Below are 18,189 nucleotides of genomic sequence, written 5' to 3' on the forward strand. Positions count from 1 at the left end.
GCTGCACTGCGGCAATTTCATTGCGCGCGGGGGCGGCACCACCGGAAATGGACTGCATGTCAGGAGGGCGGGCCGGTGGCTGACTTCAAGAAAATCCTCATCGCCAACCGCGGCGAAATCGCGATCCGCGTGATGCGCGCGGCCAATGAAATGGGCAAGCGCACGGTCGCCGTCTTCGCCGAGGAAGACAAGCTCTCCCTCCACCGCTTCAAGGCCGACGAGGCCTATCGCATCGGCGAAGGGCTGGGCCCCGTCCAGGCCTACCTCTCCATCGACGAGATCATCCGCGTCGCCAAGCTTTCGGGCGCCGACGCCATCCACCCGGGCTATGGCCTCCTGTCGGAAAACCCCGATTTCGTCGACGCCTGCGCCGAGAACGGCATCACCTTCATCGGCCCCAAGGCCGAAACCATGCGCGCCCTTGGCGACAAGGCCTCCGCCCGCCGCGTCGCGGTCGAGGCCGGCGTGCCCGTCATCCCCGCCACCGAGGTGCTGGGCGAGGATATGGACAAGATCCGCAAGCAGGCCGAGGAGATCGGCTACCCGATGATGCTCAAGGCCTCCTGGGGCGGCGGCGGCCGCGGCATGCGGCCCGTGACCAAGCCCGAAGAGCTTGAGGAAAAGGTGCTCGAAGGCCGCCGCGAGGCGCTCGCCGCCTTCGGCAACGGCGAGGGTTATCTCGAAAAGATGATCACCCGCGCCCGCCATGTCGAGGTCCAGATCCTCGGCGACAAGCACGGCCACATGTACCACCTGTTCGAGCGCGACTGCTCGGTCCAGCGCCGCAACCAGAAGGTCGTCGAACGCGCCCCCGCCCCCTATCTCACCGACGCCCAGCGCGCCGAGATCTGCGAGCTTGGCTACAAGATCTGCAAGCACGTGAACTACGAATGCGCCGGCACGGTCGAGTTCCTGATGGATATGGAAACCGACCGGTTCTACTTCATCGAGGTGAACCCCCGCGTGCAGGTCGAACACACCGTCACCGAGGAGGTGACCGGCATCGACATCGTGCAGGCCCAGATCATGATCGCCGAGGGCAAGACCCTGGCCGAGGCCACCCGCAAGGCCAGCCAGGAAGAGATCACGCTGAACGGTCACGCGCTCCAGACCCGGATCACCACCGAGGATCCGCTCAACAACTTCATACCCGACTATGGCCGCATCACCGCCTACCGCTCGGCCACCGGCATGGGCATCCGGCTCGACGGCGGCACCGCCTATTCCGGCGGGGTCATCACGCGGTACTACGATTCGCTCCTGACCAAGGTCACGGCCCATGCGCAAACCCCCGAGGCCGCCATCGCCAGGATGGACCGTGCGTTGCGTGAATTCCGTATTAGGGGTGTGTCCACCAATATCGCCTTCGTCGAGAATCTGCTGAAGCACCCGACCTTCCTGTCGAACGAATACACCACCAAGTTCATCGACACGACACCGGAGCTTTTCCAGTTCGCCAAGCGGCGCGACCGGGGCACCAAGGTGCTGACCTACATCGCCGACATCACGGTGAACGGTCACCCGGAAACCCAAGGCCGGGCCAAGCCCAAGGCCGACGCGCCGGTGCCGAAAGCGCCGAAGCTCGACACCGATACGCCGCCGCCCGGCACCAAGACCCTGCTCGAAGAGCAGGGCGCCAAGGCGGTGGCCGACTGGATGCTGGCGCAGGATCGCCTGCTGCTGACCGACACCACCATGCGTGACGGGCACCAGTCGCTGCTGGCCACGCGCATGCGCTCGATCGACATGATCCGGGTGGCGCCCGCCTATGCCCATAACGTGCCGCAGCTCTTCTCGGTCGAATGCTGGGGCGGCGCGACCTTCGACGTGGCCTACCGCTTCCTGCAGGAATGCCCGTGGCAACGCCTCCGCGAACTGCGCGCCGCCATGCCCAACCTGCTGACCCAGATGCTGCTCCGCGCCTCCAACGGGGTGGGCTACACCAACTACCCCGACAACGTGGTGCAGGAATTCGTGCGCCAGGCGGCCGAAACCGGCGTCGACGTCTTCCGCGTCTTCGACAGCCTCAACTGGGTCGAGAACATGCGCGTCGCCATGGACGCGGTCATCGACACCGGCAAGATCTGCGAAGGCACGATCTGCTACACCGGCAACATCCTCGACCCCGACCGCGCCAAGTACGACCTCAAGTACTACGTCTCGATGGCCAAGGAGATGGAGGCCGCCGGCGCCCACGTCCTCGGGCTCAAGGACATGGCGGGCCTGCTGAAACCCGCCGCCGCCCGCCAGCTCATCACCGCGCTCAAGGACGAGGTCTCGATCCCCATCCACTTCCACACGCATGACACCTCCGGCATCGCCGGCGGCACCATCCTCGCGGCGGCCAATGCCGGCGTCGATGCGGTCGATGCGGCGATGGATGCCTTCTCCGGCGGCACCTCCCAGCCCTGCCTCGGCTCCATCGTCGAAGCGATGGCCCATACCGAGCGCGACACCGGGCTCGACATCGCCCATGTCCGGGCGTTGTCGAACTACTGGGAACATGTCCGCGCCCAGTACGTGGCCTTCGAAGCCGGGCTTCAGGCGCCCGCCTCCGAGGTCTACCTCCACGAAATGCCCGGCGGCCAGTTCACCAACCTCAAGGCCCAGGCCCGCTCCCTCGGCCTCGAGGAACGCTGGCACGAGGTCGCCCAGACCTATGCCGACGTGAACAAGATGTTCGGCGATATCGTCAAGGTCACCCCGTCCTCCAAGGTCGTCGGCGACATGGCCCTGATGATGGTCAGCCAGGGCCTCACCCGCGACCAGGTCGAAGACCCCGACACCGACGTGGCCTTCCCCGATTCCGTCATCGACATGATGCGCGGCAATCTCGGCCAGCCCCCGGGCGGCTTCCCCGACAAGATCGTCGACAAGGTGCTCAAGGGCGAGAAACCCAACACCGAGCGCCCCGGCAAGCACCTCGAACCGGTCGATTTCGAGGAAACCCGCGACAAGCTGGTCAAGGAGCTGGAAGGCAAGTCCGTCGACAGCGAGGACTTAAACGGATATCTCATGTATCCCAAGGTCTTCCTCGATTACATGGGCCGCCACCGCACCTATGGCCCGGTCCGCACCCTGCCCACCAAGACCTTCTTCTACGGCATGGAACCGGGCGAGGAGATCAGCGTCGAGATCGACCCGGGCAAGACCATGGAGATCCTGCTTCAGGCCGTGGGCGAGACCAACGAAGACGGCGACGTGCGCGTGTTCTTCGAACTCAACGGCCAGCCCCGCGTGATCCGCGTGCCCAACCGCATGGTCAAGTCCCAGACCACCCAGCGCCCCAAGGCCGAGGCGGGCAACGCCAACCATGTCGGCGCGCCGATGCCGGGCGTCGTGGCCTCCGTCTCCGTGCAGGTCGGCCAGAAGGTCAAGGATGGCGACGCGCTGCTGACCATCGAGGCGATGAAGATGGAAACCGGCATCTATGCCGAGCATGACGCCACGGTAAAGGCCATCCACGTCCAGCCCGGCAGCCAGATCGACGCCAAGGACCTGATGATCGAGCTGGAATAACCACGCCCACTTGCACCTGCGCAGGGGCGCGCTACCCTCGGCCGGAAACCGAGACAGGAGACCGCGCCCTTGCCCCTCACCGCCACCCCCCTCTACGCCGGCCTTCTCGCCCTCCTGCTGGTCTTCCTCAGCTTCCGGGTCATCTTCTACCGCGTCTCGGCCCGCATCTCCCTCGGCGACGGCGAGGACAAGGCCCTCCAGAAACGCATCCGGGTACAGGCCAACTGCGTCGAATACGCCCCCTTCGGCGTGATCCTCCTGCTGCTGGCCGAGCTGCAGGGCGCCCCGCTCTGGATACTGCACCTGCTCGGGCTGGCCCTTCTCGCCGGCCGCCTCCTCCACGCCTACGGCATGGGGTCCACCCCCCAGATCCCGCGCCTGCGCCAGGCCGGCATGGTCCTCACCTTCACCACGTTCATCGTCACGGCCCTCGGCCTGATCGGCCACGCCCTCTTCTGAAACCCGCCGCTTTCCGCCGAAAAATCCTGCCCCCCGCTGCATTTTCCCCTTGCAGCGCCGCCCGAGTCTTTATATCTCACGCCTCACTCAAGGATGCGGGTGTAGCTCAGGGGTAGAGCGTTACCTTGCCAAGGTAAATGTCGTGAGTTCGAATCTCATCACCCGCTCCAATTCTTCTTCCCACAGATCAGACTAGGCCCACCCCGGCCCGTGTGCCGTGGGGTCGCCGGATTTCTCCCCACCTCCACCCTTGGCCTCTCCCCCCGCGATGATTAGCTTCACCGGGAACGGAGGCCCCCTCATGCAGAATTTCTCGCTCCTCGACCTCTCCCCCGTCCCCGAGGGGAAAACCGCCGCCGACGCGCTGGCGGGCACGGTCGATCTCGCCCAACATGCCGAGCGCTTCGGCTACCACCGCTACTGGCTGGCCGAGCATCACAACATGCCCGGCATCGCCAGCGCCGCCACCTCCCTCGTGATCGGCCACGTCGCCGCCGCCACCAGCACCATGCGCATCGGTGCGGGCGGCATCATGCTGCCCAACCATGCCCCTCTGGTGATCGCCGAGCAATTCGGCACGCTCGCCACCCTCTACCCGAACCGCATCGACCTGGGCCTCGGCCGCGCGCCCGGCACCGACATGGCCACCGCCCGCGCGCTCCGCCGCCACATGGCCCCCGAAGACAGCTTCCCCCAGGACGTGCAGGAGCTGATCGCCTATCTCGGCGACATGCCCGACAATGCCACCGTCCGCGCCATCCCCGGCACCGGCACCCATGTGCCCGTCTGGATCCTCGGTTCCAGCCTCTACGGCGCACAGCTCGCGGCCTATCTGGGTCTACCCTACGCCTTCGCCTCCCACTTCGCGCCCGCCATGCTGGAACAGGCGATCGAGACCTACCGCCAGACCTTCCGCCCGTCGGAATTCCTCGACAAACCCCACCTGATGATGGCCGCCGGCGTCTGCGCGGCCGATACCGATGCGGAGGCCACCTTTCACCGCTCCTCCCAGATCCTCGCCTTCGCCCGTCTCAGAACCGGTAAGCCGGGCAAGCTGCCCCGCCCGGTCGAGAATGTCGAAGCGGAAATCCCCGCGCCGGTCCTCGCCCAGGTCCGCGAGGCGCTCTCCTGCTCCGCCACCGGCTCCCCCGACCGCGTGCGGCAACAGCTCGGCACCCTGATCGACACCTTCCAGCCCGACGAGCTGATGGTCACCGGCATGATCCACGATCACGCCGCCCGCCTCCGCTCCTTCGAGATCGCCGCCGAGATCCTGACCGACATGCGCGCCCAACCCGCCGCCGCCTGACCTCCGCCGCCCGAACTCGCCCTTGGCCTGCGCCTCCCGCGCCCCTATAAGGGCGCGAAACCACTGACGGATTCAACGATGCGCACAAGCCAGATCACCCGGAAGACGGCGGAAACCGAGATCGACGTCACCGTCGCCCTCGACGGCACCGGCCAGTATGACAACGAAACGGGCGTGGGCTTCTTCGACCACATGCTCGATCAGCTTGCGCGCCATTCGCTGATTGACATGAAGATCCGCTGCTCCGGCGACCTGCATATCGACGACCACCACACCGTCGAGGACGTGGGCATCGCCCTTGGCCAGGCCCTGCGCGACGCCGTGGGCGACAAGAAAGGCATCACCCGATACGGCGCCTGTCTCCTGCCGATGGACGACGCCCTCGTGCGCGCCGCGCTCGACCTGTCGGGCCGGCCGTTCCTCGTCTGGAACGTCGACCTGCCCACCCCCAAGATCGGCACGTTCGACACCGAGCTCGTCCGCGAATTCTTCCAGGCGCTCAGCACCCATGGCGGCATTACGCTCCATGTCGACGCGCTGCACGGCTTCAACAGCCACCACATCGCCGAGGCGGCGTTCAAGGCCGTCGCCCGCGCCCTGCGCGACGCGGTCGAGACCGACCCGCGCAAGGCCGACGCGATCCCCTCGACCAAGGGCGCGCTGTAGCCCCATGACCACCGTCATCGTCGATTACGAAAGCGGCAACCTGCACTCGGCCGAGAAGGCGTTCCAGCGCATGGCGGCCGAGACCGGCGCCGGCGCCGTGGCCGTCACCTCCGACCCCGACACCGTGCGCCGCGCCTCCCGCGTGGTCCTGCCCGGCGACGGCGCCTTCCCGGCCTGCCAGAAGGAACTCTACGACCATCGTGGCCTGTTCGAGGCGATCGAGGAAGCGGTCATCAAAGGCGGCCGCCCCTTCATGGGCATCTGCATCGGCATGCAGATGATGGCGACGCGCGGCCTCGAATACACCGAGACCGCCGGCTTCGACTGGATCCCCGGCACCGTCGCCGCCATCGCGCCCTCGGACCCCTCGCTCAAGATCCCTCACATGGGCTGGAACGACCTCGTGATCGACCACCCCCACCCGATCTTCGAGGGCATCGACACCGGCCACCACGCCTATTTCGTCCATTCCTACCAGTTCGAGGTCGCAGACCCGGCCCACCGCCTGGCCCATTGCGACTATGGCGGCGACGTCACCGCCGTCATCGGCCGCGACAACATCGTCGGCACCCAGTTCCACCCGGAGAAAAGCCAGTCCACCGGCCTGCGCATGATCGCGAACTTCCTCCGCTGGGCACCCTGAGCCCCAAAAGAGACTCTATGCCTCCGGCGGGAGTATTTCCGGAAAAGTGAAAGCCGGAGCACACCGCCCCGGCTTCTTCTTGGTCCAAATACTCCGGGGGAGTCGCCGCTTGCGGCGGCGGGGGCAGCGCCCCCAAACCCCAGTCAGATCACTGAACCCGCGTCCAGGTCTGCCCCCGGCAGAACACCGCGACACAGCCCTCGACGGTCAGCGTGTTCCCGTTCAGCGACATCTTCGAATTGTAGGTCTTGCCCCGGTCCGGCGCCCAGATCTTGCCGTTGCCATACTGGCCGCCGCCTTCCGCCTCCATGTCCCACAGCATCCGCTTGTTGAGGTGCTCGTAACTGTCGTTCGACTGGCCCTGCGCGTCGAATGCCTTGCGGATCGCGCCACAGATCGCCTCGCCGCAGGCATAGACGTTGACATGCAGATAGCCGCCGGTGTCGCCCGGCTCGGTCTTCCACGTGCCTTCCACCGGGTCGGCGAAGGCCGCGCCCGCGCTCACGCAAAGCGCGCCGATCATCATTCCGAGTTTTCGCATAGGTTCTCCTCCCTTGAAAACATGGCCCCAGCTTGAGGGCCCATCCCGCGACCGATCAAGTCTGACGTCGGGTCGCGTTGCATTTTTCGCAGCGTCATGCCAAAGCCCGCGCGACACTTCAGGGAAGGCCCGACCGATGATCCTCTACCCCGCGATCGACCTCAAGGACGGCCAGGCCGTCCGCCTGCTCAAAGGCGAAATGGACAAGGCCACCGTCTTCAACGACGACCCGGCCAGCCAGGCCGCGCAATTCGTCGAGGCGGGCTGCGAATGGCTGCACCTCGTCGACCTGAACGGCGCCTTCGCGGGCGAGCCGGTGAACGCCGCGGCGGTCGAGGCGATCCTCGAGCGCGTGAACGTCCCCGCCCAGCTCGGCGGCGGCATCCGCGACATGGCCACCATCGAGCGCTGGCTGAAGAAGGGCCTCAAGCGCGTCATCCTCGGCACCGTGGCGGTGGAAAACCCCGCCCTCGTGCGTGAAGCGGCAGGCGCCTTCCCCGGCCAGGTCGCCGTCGGCATCGACGCGCGCAACGGCCTCGTCGCCACCCGCGGCTGGGCCGAGGAAACCGACGTGCAGGTCACCGACCTCGCCCGCTCCTTCGAAGACGCCGGCGTCGCCGCGATCATCTACACCGACATCAACCGCGACGGCGCCATGCAGGGCCCGAACATCGAGGCCACGGCAGCACTGGCCAATGCCGTCTCGATCCCGGTCATCGCCTCCGGCGGCGTCTCCAGCCTCGACGACCTGCTGGCCCTCCGCGACTGCGGCGCACCGCTCGACGGCGCCATCTCCGGCCGCGCCCTCTACGACGGCGCGCTCGACCTGAAGGAAGCCCTCGCCGCCCTCAGTCCGTAACCCGCCCCGGCCCCCGAGCCGGGGCCTCGCGCCACAATCAGCCCAAGCCGATCAAGCCTTCGCCAACTCCTCCGCCCGCACTTCCGTGTAGTGGTCGAACTCCGCCGTAAACCAAGCCGTCCCCCTTGCCGCACTCGCAAGCGTTTGCGTCAGCTCGTCCAAAGCCGTCATCGGCAGCATCGCGCGGAACACGTCCCACCCGGCAGCGGTCGGGTGACCCTCGAACCCCATCACCTGCCCCTTCATCCCCGAGATCGTCGGCACCAAGCCCCCGGCATAGACCGACGGCACATGGATCAGCACCTGCGCAATGGGCTCCAGCACCGTCGCCCCGCTTTCCGCCATCGCCTCCTTCATCGCGTTCTTCCCCGCGGTGCGAAAGGCAAAGTCGGAACTGTCGACCGAATGGTGCTTGCCGTCCTTCAGCGTCACGCTCACATCGACCACGGGATACCCGTTCGGCCCCTCGCTCAGCGCATCGCGCACCCCGGCCTCCACCGCCGGGATATAGTTGCGCGGCACGGCGCCGCCCTTCACCACCTCGTCGAAGGTTTCCCCCCCGCCGCGGGCCAGCGGTGCCACGTCGATCACCACGTCGGCGAACTGCCCCGCCCCGCCCGACTGTTTCCGGTGCCGGTGATGGCACGAGACCGGCTTGCGGATCGTCTCGCGATAGGCGGGGGGCACGTGATGCTCCGTCACCTCGATCCCGAACCCGTCCGCCAGCTTCGCGGCCAGCCGCCGGAAATGCTGCGGCCCCTGCCCGCAGAGCACGGCATGACCCGACTGCGCATCCTGCTCGACCCGTATCCCGGTATCGATTTCCGACAACCGCTCCAGCGCCGAGGACAGCCTTGCCTCATCCCGCTCATGCGCGGGCTCGATCAGCCGCCGGTACCCCGGCTCATGCGCGCTGGCCCACGCCGGCAACGGATGCGCCGCGCCGGCCTCGTAAACCTCCCCCGCCTTCAGGTGATCCGACTTCATCGTCAGCCCCACCTCCCCCGGCGCCAGCTCCGGCAGGGGCGACTTTGCATCGAGCCCGGTGATGCTCCCCACCGCCTTGCCCCCAAGGCTCTTGCCATTGCCCACGCCATCGCCCAGCGCCCGTATCATCACCGTCTTGCCCAGGTGCTTCACGTGATCAGCCAGCAGCCCCACGGCCACCGGCTTCGCGCCCTCCGACAGCCGCTCGCAGGCCACCTCGACCCCCGGGGCCTCGTGCCGCAGCGACTTCATCAGCCGCAGCATCCCGTTGCGATGCTCGGCCGAGCCCATCAGCGCGGGCACCAGATCGTGATGCTGCAACACGCTCGTCGCCGTGTGATAGACATCCTCGGTCAGCGGCTGCTTGTCCTCGATCAGCTGCTCCATCAGCCCGTCATCGAAATCCGCCAGCGCCTCCAGTAAATGCTCCCGCGCCTCCTGCTCGCGGCTGGCCACGCTGTCGGGGATTTCCACCAGCGCCGAGGGCTTGCCCTCCTGGTACTGCCAGGCCCGTTCTGATATCAGGTCCACGGCCCCCACGATCTGCCCATCCACACGAATGGGCACCTGCCGCAACGCAATCCCGTGCCGGCAATAGACCTGCAACGACGCGATCACCTCGCTCATCCGGCCCGCCGCCGCATCGACCCGGTTCACAAAAAGAAAGCAGGGAACCCCTGCTTCTTCGATCACCCGGAAATAGGGGGCCGCCAGCACCGCGGCCTCGGGATCGGCCCCGACGCAGAGCACCGCCGCATCGCTCCCCGCCAGCGCGGGCCCCGCCGTCGACAGGTTTTCCGCGCCGCCCGCGATATCCACCGCCGTCCAGTCATCGCCCATGAAACCGAACTGGCTCACCTTCGCCACGCCGGGAATGTCGAGCACCTGCGCGCGCTGCTCCTCCAGCCCGATCAGCCCCTCCACCAATGTCGATTTACCGGATTGCGATGGTCCGAGAACCGTAAAGACCCGCATGATGTTCCTCCCTGTTTCAAGCCAGCGTTGCGCTGCCCGAACAAAGGAGAGGTGGCCATCGCCACCGCGACCCTGTCTCGCCTGCAATCTGCCCTTCCCGCCGGTCACGGCCTGACATGGCAGTCGGCCCCTGTTTCGACGGTCTCGGTCCTGCCACTGTCGGCCATCGCGGCGGCACGCGTCAAGAAATCTGTGCGGCGCCCGCCCTGCCGGTCAAAGCCCGCCCACATCCTCGGGCGCAATCGCCACCGTCTTGATGACCGCGTAGCACTCCGCCCCGGGTTCGATCCCCAGCGCCTGTGCCGAGCGCCGCGTCACCCGCGCCAGCACCATGCCGGCGGGCGTGTCCAGCGACACCAGCATCCCCGGCCCCTCCCCGGCCCTTATCGCCGAGACAACCCCCGGCAACAGATTCAGCGCCGACAGCCCCACCGGCTTCTCCCGCGACAGGATCACGTCATGCGCCGCCACGCGCACCCGCACCTCGCGACCCGCCTCCTGCGCGATCCGCGGCAGGAACAGCGCAGCACCCCCCGCCTCCAGCTCCGTCAGCCCATCCTCGTGATGCCGTGCCACCTTCGCCACCAGCAGCGCCCCGGCGCCCCGCACGCCCGTCGGCATCACCTCCGGATCGCTCAGCACCTCGCCCGCCGGCCCCTGCCGCACGACCCTGCCGTCCTGCAAGACCACCACCGTGGTCGCCAGCCGCGCCACCTCCGCCGCCGAGTGGCTGACATAGAGGATCGGCACCGATACCTCGTCGCGCAGCCTTTCAAAGTATGGCAGGATCTCCGCCTTCCGCCCCTCGTCCAGCGCCGCCAAAGGCTCGTCCGCCAGCAACAGCCGCGGACCCGCCAGCAAGGCCCGCCCGATCGCCACCCGCTGCTTCTCGCCGCCCGACAGGCCCCCCGGCCGCCGCGACAGCAAATGCCCGATCCCCAGCATGTCGATCACGTGATCCATGCTCTCGGTCGCGCCATCCCCGGCGAACCACCGGCCGTAGGACAGGTTCTGCTTCACCGTCATGTGCGGGAACAGCCGCCCCTCCTGGAAGATATAGCCCAGCCTGCGCCGATGCGGCGGCAGCCACCGGCCTGCGTCCGTATCGACCAGCACCGCGCCGTCCACCGTCACCCGGCCCCGATCGGGCTTCAACAACCCCGCCACGGCATTGACCACGGAGGTCTTCCCCGACCCCGACCGCCCGAACAGCACCGTCACCCCCGGCGGCGCCTCGAACGCCACGTCCAGCCGGAACCCGCCCAGCGTATGCCCGATATCCACCGCCAGCGTCATCCGCCCGCCACCCGTGCCGCCGCGCGCCGCGCCACCACTTCGGACAACAACAGCGCGCCCATCGCGATCACCACCGACACGATCACCAGCCGCATCGCGGGCCCCTCGCCGCCGGGCACCTGCAGGAAGGCATAGACCGCCGATGGCAGCGTCTGCGTCTGCCCCGGAATGTTGGAAACAAACGTAATCGTCGCCCCGAACTCCCCCATCGCCTTGGCGAACGCCAATATCGCCCCGGCCAGAACCCCCGGCAGGATGAGCGGCAAGGTCACCGTCACGAACACCCACGCCCTCGGCGCCCCCAGTGTCGCCGCCGCCTCCTCCAGCTTCGGGTCCACCGCCTCGATCGACAGCCTTATCGCCCGCACCATCAGCGGAAAGGCCATCACCCCGGCCGCCAGCGCCGCCCCGGTCCAGCGGAAGGCAAAGACGATCCCCACCTGTTCCAGCAAGCCCCCCACCGGCCCCGTCGTGCCAAAGGTCAGCAAAAGCAGGTACCCCGTCACCACCGGCGGCAGGATCAGCGGCAGATGCACCAGCCCGTTGACCACCTGCTTGCCCGGAAACCGCCACCGCGCCAGCGCATAGGCGGTGAAGATACCCAGCGGCAGCGCCACCAGCGTCGCCCAGAACGACACCTTCAGCGACAGCGCCACCGCCTGCCACTCCTCGGGGCCAAGCCATGCCATGCCGGTCAGTCCGCCAGCACGGTGAACCCGTGCCGCTCGAACACCTCGCGCGCCGCGCCGCTTTGCAGGTAGCCCAGGAACTCGGCCACCATCGGCCCGACCCGGCCGTTCATCGCCGCCGCCGGATAGACGATAGGCGGGTGGCTGTCCTCGGGGAACTCACCCAGCACGCTCACGCCCGCCTCCGCCGCCGCATCGGTGGCATAGACCACGCCCATCGGCGCCTCGCCGATCGCCACCAGCTTCAGCGCGGCACGCACGTTGTCGGACTGCACGACACGGCCCTCGACCGCCTGCCACTGCCCAAGGCTCTCCAGCGCCGCCTTGCCATAGATCCCCGCCGGCACCGCATCGACCAGCGCCATCGCCAGCCGCCCCTCGCCCAGCATCGCGCCAAGGTCCATGCCGGCCCCGATCTCCACCGGCTCCCCCTGCCCATGGGCGATCAGAACGATCCGGTTGCCCAGCAGGTCGATCCGCGTTTCCGGCTCGATCGTCCCGGCTTCCTCCAGCCGGTCCATCCAGTCGGGATTGGCCGAGATGAACACATCCGCCGGCGCCCCCAGCTCGATCTGCCGCGCCAGCGCCGACGACCCGGCATAGGACACCGTCACCTCGTGCCCGGCCGCCGCCTCGAACCCGTCGGCCACCTCGTCCAGCGCGGTCTTCAGGCTCGCCGCCGCGAAAACCGTGATCTCGTCCGCCGCCACCGGCCCCGCCAGCAGGGCCGCCAGCGCAAGTCCCACGTATTGTCTCAACAATCCCATCATGCCGACGGAGTATTGACACCACGGGTCCGTCCGCAAGCGCTAATCCACGCTTCTGAGCCGGCTCCGCTGGATCACCGCCACCACCACCAGCGGCACGACCACCGTCACCACCGCCACCGTGATCAGCAACCAGCCGAGCTCCGAGTAATCCTGTTGCACGGTCACCGCCCCGCTCTCCGGGTCCGTCACCTCGCGCCGGATGGTGTAGACCCGGTTGAGATACTTGGTCCCCAGCGTGCTCGCCGACAGCGCCAGGTTGGTGAACGACGCCATCACCGCGAAGAACGTGGCCTTCAGGTCCCCCGGCGCGTTCTTCGCGATCCACGCCAGCATCGGGATCATCGCGATCTGCCCCAGCGGCGACTCGATCGCCGTATCGAGGATCGCGATGAACCGCGCGTCCACCACCCCGCCAGTCAGCGGCGCGGTCACGTCCTGTATCCCGTAATACAGCCCGATATTCGGCAGGGTCAGCACCCCCGCCGCCAGCGCCAGCAGCACCACGATATAGACGATCGACCGATGCGCCATCAGCGGCCGCAGCACCACCATCCCCGCCAGCGTCAGCACCGAGGTGATCAGCGACAGCACCGACAGGAACTGCTGGTCGAAGCCCAGCACGTCGATATTGAACCATGTCACCCCGTCGCCCGGCCTCGGCACGGCGCGGAAGGCGAAGATGATCACCGCCGTCCCGATCAGCGTCCTCGCCTGCGCTTCCGGCAGGACCGCCACCAACTGCCGCATCAGCAGGATCACGATGATCAGCGACCCGGCAAAAATCATCTCCTGCCCGTAGGGCACCTGCCCCAGCCCGAAGATCAGCGTCAGCGCCACGAAGGCACCGCCGCCGATGAAGTACCACATATTGGGCGTGGTCTCCTCGTCGGGCCGGGCAAAGGCCGCCTCGACCTCCTCGCGCGCCAGCCCCTGCCGTTCCAGCCGCCGCCTCTTCACCGCCTTCTGCACCCCGGCCAGCACCACGCCCGAGACCGAGATCACCGGGATCGCCAGCGCGGCCAAGTAAATATCCGCGTAGATCTCCGCCTTGGCCGCCGGGCTCAGCCCGCCGATATCCCGGAACATGTAGATGTTGAGCGCCGCCACCACGACCGTGCCGGAAATCAGCGCGAAGCGCCCCAGCGTCTGCATGGTCACATGCATCGCCTTCTCGTCCTCGTCCGAGATCGGGTTGCCCGCCTCGTCGACCTTGGGCACCGCCTCGACCGACATGGCATCGGCCACCGCGTCCTGCAGCACCACGCCGCAAGGCGCCAGCAGGAAACTGGTCACGTACCACGAGCTCAGCGGCATCACCGCCACCATCATCTCGCGCTCGGTCAGCACGAGGTACATGATGAAGACACTCACCGCCAGCAACCCGGCCCCGATCCAGACCAGCAGCCATTTCCACTTCCAGATGATGTCCACCAGGTGCCCCAGCGGCATCTTCAGCGCCCAGGGCAACCCCGCCCAGAAGGCGAGCCCCGCCAGGTAGGCGGCCGACAGGTCGAGATAATCCTTGACGAAGAAGGTGCCCACGATCGCCGTCAGCCCGGTGAACCCGTACGCGAAATAGACCATCAGCGGCGGCAGGAATGACCATCGCACCTGTCGGCCGAGGTCGAAAATGATGGCGTCGATCCAGCCCTTGCGCGCCCTGCTGTCCGTCATCGGCTCTCCTTCTGTCGATCCGGTCAGCCTAAGGGCCCACCCCCGGCCCTATCAACAAACACTCCCGCACGAGCGCGTGACCGCAGCTCCTTACCGCAGCACCGAGGAATAAAGCAGCATTCCCCAGGGGATCAGCTTCGCCTCGACCTTCCCCCAAAGCGCCCCGAACCCGATCGGATCGGCTCGGCAGGCTTGGGCGATCTCCGAAAGGGTCCGCCGCCCGTCCACCGCCCCGATCAGCGGCGCCGCCTCCTTCGGCAGCACCAGCGCTTCGGTCAGCCCGTCCGAGCCCAGCGTCACCGTCTGCCCCTGCGCCACGGCCCGGGCCAGTTGCGCCGCCTGCACGCCCTTGATCTGCGGCACCAGCGCCCGGTTCCGGCCGCTGGCCGGTCCCCGCGCCTCGGCCTTCGGCACGGCATAGCCCGTATGCGTCCGGATCGTGCCCAGCAACTGCTCGGCCAGCGCCATCCGCGCCGCCTTGTCCAGCCCCTCCGGCACCTCCGCCAGCCGGCTCGGATCATACAAAGCCGACACCGTGAACCCGCTCAGCGCCCAGCCCGTCCGCTCCAGCACGTCCAGCAGATCGGGCACGTCATAGGCCCGGTCCTGCGTGTGCAGCAGCAGGTCGTAAAACCCAGCATCCCCGCTCTTGTGATCGTTGACGTTCCGGTTCGCTTTGAACGGATGCCCCTCCGGCAGCCGCTCGTATACTTCCCGCGCCTTGGCGATCCGCTCCCCCGGCGGCAGGTCGCCGTAAAGCGTCCCGAACGCCGCCTGCAACGGGTAGACCCCCGACCGGCCATAGGGCGCATAGACCATGAACCCCATCCCGCCCCCGGGCGCCAGCGCGGCCCGCAACGCCTCGAAACCCGCCTCCGCCTCCGGCAGGTGATGCAACACCCCGCAACAGTCGATGTAATCGAATTCGCCGTACTCGGCGGCGTCCAGCAGGCTCCCGGTGACGAAGCGGATATTCTTCAGCCCCCGCACTTCGGCCCGTGCCTCCGCCACCCGGCGCGAGGCCTCCGACAGGTCCACGTAAACCGCCTCGTAGGGCTTGCCATACTGCGTCAGCAAAGCGGTCAACTGGATCAGGCCGTCACCCGTCCCGCCCCCGGCCACCAGAACCCGCAGGGGCCGCGACCAGTCCCTCTGCCCGCCAAAGACGAAATGGTCGATCTCCTGCGGCAGCGAGGGCGAGCCGGTGATCAGCCGCCTGCGCTCCTCCTCCGGGTCCCTCTCGGGATAAGGAAACGCCTCGTACTGTTCCCTGACCTTGCTCATCTGCCCCCCGGATTATCCAAGCTTTGCCACAGGATAGGCCGGTTCGGTGCATGGATGCAAAGACATCCATGCCTCACCCCCGACCACGTCAAGACAGCGCCCGGCCCGCGCGTCTTCCGGCCGGAACCATCCGGTCCCTCGAGATTGTACGAAAAGGGATGCGGGCGGGAGCCTTCGGATATCCGGAGGCGAAGACATCGCCTCCGGGCCCCGCCCGCCTTGGCGCGGGCTCCGAAGCCAGGCTCAGCCCGGCAGCTTGGTCTTCCGCAGGTAGGGCAGCACCGCCTCGAATTCACCGAACTTGGCCCTGGCGTCCTCGTCGTTTACCGACGGCGGGATGATCACGTCCTCGCCCACCTGCCAGTCGGCGGGGGTGGCTACGCCCTTGCCCGTGCTGATCTGCAGCGCGTCGAGCGCCCGCATCACCTCGCCGAAATTGCGGCCCACGGTCATCGGGTAGGTCATGCTCAGCTTGAGCTGCTTGTCCGGCCCGATGATGAAGACGCTGCGTACCGTGGCGCTGTCGGCGGGCGTGCGTCCGTCGGGCAGGTAGGCCTCGGCGGGCAGCATGTCGAAGGCCTTCGACACCTCGAGCCCCGCATCGGCGATGATCGGAAAGCCGGCCTTGGCGCCGCCCACCTTCTCGATATCGCCCTTCCACTTCTTGTGGTCCTCGACGCCGTCCACCGACACGCCGATCACCTTGCAGCCGCGCTTCTCCCACTCATCGGTCAGCCGTGCCACGGCGCCGAACTCGGTGGTGCAGACCGGCGTGAAATCCTTCGGATGCGAGAACAGGATGGCCCAGCTGTCGCCGATCCATTCATGCAGCGAGAAGGTACCCTGGTCGGTTTCGACCATCAGGTCGGGGATCGTGTCGTTGATGCGAAGTCCCATGGTGATCTCCTTTTCGAGCTTCGGGATTCGCCAGCAAGATACGCTCTGTCCGGCGAATTTGAAGCCCTCTCCCTTGCAGCGGCCATGCGCCGGTGACAATGTAACGCCGAATCCGGCCGGGGCGTGCGCTGCTCCGGCCGTCCGCCATTCTGAAGGAACGGAGCCTGAGACCATGATCGAGAAACGCCAGTTCTACATCGACGGGGCCTGGGTCGACCCGAAAGACGGGAAAGACCACAACGTCATCGACCCCTCCACCGAGGATCCCTGCGCCATCATCAGCCTCGGCGGTCAGGCCGACACCGACGCCGCGGTCGCCGCCGCCAAGGCCGCCTTCCCCGCCTGGATGGCCACGCCCCCGGCCGAGCGCATCGCCTATGTCGAGAAGCTCTACCAGGCCTACAAGGCCCGGTCCGAGGACATGGCCAAGGCGATCAGCCTCGAGATGGGCGCCCCCATCGACCTCTCCCGCCAACAGCAGGTCGGCGCCGGCATCGGCCACATCAAGGCCTTCCTCGAAACCGCCAAGACCTTCCACTTCGACGAACCGCTGGGCGACCACGCTCCCAATGACCGGATCATCCACGAGCCCATCGGCGTCGTCGGCATGATCACGCCGTGGAACTGGCCGATGAACCAGGTCACGCTCAAGGTCATCGCGGGCCTCATCGCCGGCTGCACCATGGTGCTCAAGCCCTCCGAGGAATCCCCCCTCTCCTCCATGCTCTTCGCCGAAATGATCGACGAGGCCGGCCTGCCCAAGGGCGTCTTCAACCTCGTCAACGGCGACGGCGCAGGCGTCGGTTCGCAGATGTCGGCGCACCCGGATATCGACATGATCTCCTTCACCGGCTCCTCGCGCGCCGGCAAGCTCATCTCCAAGGCCGCCGCCGACACCCTCAAGCGCGTCAGCCTCGAGCTGGGCGGCAAGGGCGCCAACCTGATCTTCGCCGACGCCGACGAGAAAGCCGTCAAGCGCGGCGTGCTGCACTGCATGAACAACTCCGGCCAGTCCTGCAACGCCCCCACCCGGATGCTCGTCCAGCGCGAGGTCTACGACCAGGCCGTCGAAACCGCCGCGGAAGTCGCGAACAAGATCACCGTCGGTTCCTCGCACGAGGAAGGCCGCCACATCGGCCCCGTGGTCAACGAGACCCAGTTCAACAAGATCCAGGATCTCATCCAGAAGGGCATCGACGAAGGCGCCCGCCTCGTCGCCGGCGGCACCGGCCGCCCCGATGGCCTCAACCGCGGCTTCTTCGTCCGCCCCACGGTCTTTGCCGACGTCAACAACGACATGACCATCGCGCGCGAGGAGATCTTCGGCCCGGTCCTGTCGATCATGCCCTTCGACTCGGAAGAAGACGGCATCCGCATCGCCAACGACACCCCCTATGGCCTCACCAACTACGTCCAGACCCAGGACAGCGCCCGCGCCAACCGCGTGGCCCGCGCCCTGCGTTCCGGCATGGTCGAGATGAACGGCCAGTCGCGCGGCATGGGCGCCCCCTTCGGCGGCATGAAACAGTCGGGCAACGGGCGCGAAGGCGGCAAATGGGGCATCGAGGATTTCCTCGAGGTCAAGGCCGTCTCCGGGTGGACCCCGGACGCCTGAGCGCGG

Annotated in this window: 15 protein-coding genes and 1 tRNA gene; 8 read left to right on the forward strand and 8 right to left on the reverse strand. The window is 67.3% G+C overall.

The features are described 5' to 3' along the window. Window positions 1-75: 75 nt before the first annotated feature. The 6 genes from RLN94_RS02145 to hisH all read left to right on the forward strand — a co-directional run bounded on the left by RLN94_RS02145 (window position 76) and on the right by hisH (window position 6,596). Window positions 76-3,519, forward strand: a complete 3,444-nt coding sequence (locus tag RLN94_RS02145; protein WP_350130485.1) for a pyruvate carboxylase — start codon at window positions 76-78, stop codon at window positions 3,517-3,519. A gap of 69 nt (window positions 3,520-3,588) precedes the next feature. Then, the gene (locus tag RLN94_RS02150) at window positions 3,589-3,978 is read left to right on the forward strand and encodes an MAPEG family protein (RefSeq protein ID WP_350130487.1); all 390 of its coding nucleotides are present in this window, start codon (window positions 3,589-3,591) and stop codon (window positions 3,976-3,978) included. A 95-nt stretch (window positions 3,979-4,073) separates the two neighbouring features. Continuing rightward, window positions 4,074-4,148, forward strand: a tRNA-Gly gene (locus tag RLN94_RS02155). A gap of 131 nt (window positions 4,149-4,279) precedes the next feature. Continuing rightward, entirely contained in the window at window positions 4,280-5,287 is a 1,008-nt protein-coding gene (locus RLN94_RS02160; RefSeq protein WP_350130489.1) for an LLM class flavin-dependent oxidoreductase, read from the forward strand. A gap of 78 nt (window positions 5,288-5,365) precedes the next feature. After that, window positions 5,366-5,953 carry an imidazoleglycerol-phosphate dehydratase HisB gene (hisB, locus tag RLN94_RS02165; protein WP_350130490.1) on the forward strand — a complete coding sequence of 196 codons (588 nt, stop codon included), beginning with the start codon at window positions 5,366-5,368 and terminating at the stop codon, window positions 5,951-5,953. 4 nt (window positions 5,954-5,957) lie between these two features. Next, on the forward strand, window positions 5,958-6,596 hold the full coding sequence (gene hisH, locus RLN94_RS02170) for an imidazole glycerol phosphate synthase subunit HisH (RefSeq protein ID WP_350130492.1): 639 nt from the start codon (window positions 5,958-5,960) through the stop codon (window positions 6,594-6,596). 148 nt (window positions 6,597-6,744) lie between these two features. On the opposite strand, the gene RLN94_RS02175 is transcribed toward hisH, so the two are convergent. After that, window positions 6,745-7,137 (reverse strand): DUF2147 domain-containing protein, encoded by a 393-nt coding sequence (locus tag RLN94_RS02175; protein WP_350130494.1) that lies wholly within the window; start codon window positions 7,135-7,137, stop codon window positions 6,745-6,747. A gap of 136 nt (window positions 7,138-7,273) precedes the next feature. Here RLN94_RS02175 and hisA point away from each other — a divergent pair, with 136 nt between their 5' ends. Continuing rightward, window positions 7,274-7,996 carry a 1-(5-phosphoribosyl)-5-[(5-phosphoribosylamino)methylideneamino]imidazole-4-carboxamide isomerase gene (gene hisA / locus RLN94_RS02180; RefSeq protein WP_350130496.1) on the forward strand — a complete coding sequence of 241 codons (723 nt, stop codon included), beginning with the start codon at window positions 7,274-7,276 and terminating at the stop codon, window positions 7,994-7,996. Between the two features lie 51 nt (window positions 7,997-8,047). On the opposite strand, the gene RLN94_RS02185 is transcribed toward hisA, so the two are convergent. From RLN94_RS02185 to RLN94_RS02215, 7 genes are all read right to left on the reverse strand, one after another. After that, entirely contained in the window at window positions 8,048-9,958 is a 1,911-nt protein-coding gene (locus tag RLN94_RS02185; protein ID WP_350130498.1) for an elongation factor G, read from the reverse strand. 213 nt (window positions 9,959-10,171) lie between these two features. Then, the gene (gene modC, locus RLN94_RS02190) at window positions 10,172-11,254 is read right to left on the reverse strand and encodes a molybdenum ABC transporter ATP-binding protein (RefSeq protein WP_350130500.1); all 1,083 of its coding nucleotides are present in this window, start codon (window positions 11,252-11,254) and stop codon (window positions 10,172-10,174) included. Continuing rightward, window positions 11,251-11,943, reverse strand: a complete 693-nt coding sequence (gene modB / locus RLN94_RS02195; protein ID WP_350130502.1) for a molybdate ABC transporter permease subunit — start codon at window positions 11,941-11,943, stop codon at window positions 11,251-11,253. Before modB ends, modC begins: the two co-directional genes overlap by 4 nt. Before the next feature lie 5 nt (window positions 11,944-11,948). Continuing rightward, entirely contained in the window at window positions 11,949-12,710 is a 762-nt protein-coding gene (gene modA / locus RLN94_RS02200; RefSeq protein WP_350158574.1) for a molybdate ABC transporter substrate-binding protein, read from the reverse strand. A 42-nt stretch (window positions 12,711-12,752) separates the two neighbouring features. After that, window positions 12,753-14,387, reverse strand: coding sequence for an MFS transporter (locus RLN94_RS02205; protein ID WP_350130506.1), 1,635 nt, complete (start codon window positions 14,385-14,387; stop codon window positions 12,753-12,755). 90 nt (window positions 14,388-14,477) lie between these two features. Continuing rightward, window positions 14,478-15,671 carry a class I SAM-dependent methyltransferase gene (locus tag RLN94_RS02210; RefSeq protein WP_350130508.1) on the reverse strand — a complete coding sequence of 398 codons (1,194 nt, stop codon included), beginning with the start codon at window positions 15,669-15,671 and terminating at the stop codon, window positions 14,478-14,480. Window positions 15,672-15,914: 243 nt separating this feature from the next. Next, window positions 15,915-16,568 (reverse strand): peroxiredoxin, encoded by a 654-nt coding sequence (locus RLN94_RS02215; protein ID WP_350130510.1) that lies wholly within the window; start codon window positions 16,566-16,568, stop codon window positions 15,915-15,917. Window positions 16,569-16,740: 172 nt separating this feature from the next. Between RLN94_RS02215 and RLN94_RS02220 the strand changes: the two genes are divergently transcribed. After that, the gene (locus RLN94_RS02220; protein ID WP_350130512.1) at window positions 16,741-18,183 is read left to right on the forward strand and encodes an aldehyde dehydrogenase family protein; all 1,443 of its coding nucleotides are present in this window, start codon (window positions 16,741-16,743) and stop codon (window positions 18,181-18,183) included. Window positions 18,184-18,189: the final 6 nt, after the last annotated feature.

Source organism: Roseovarius sp., from assembly GCF_040223625.1.
In the GTDB taxonomy this organism is placed as follows: domain Bacteria; phylum Pseudomonadota; class Alphaproteobacteria; order Rhodobacterales; family Rhodobacteraceae; genus Roseovarius.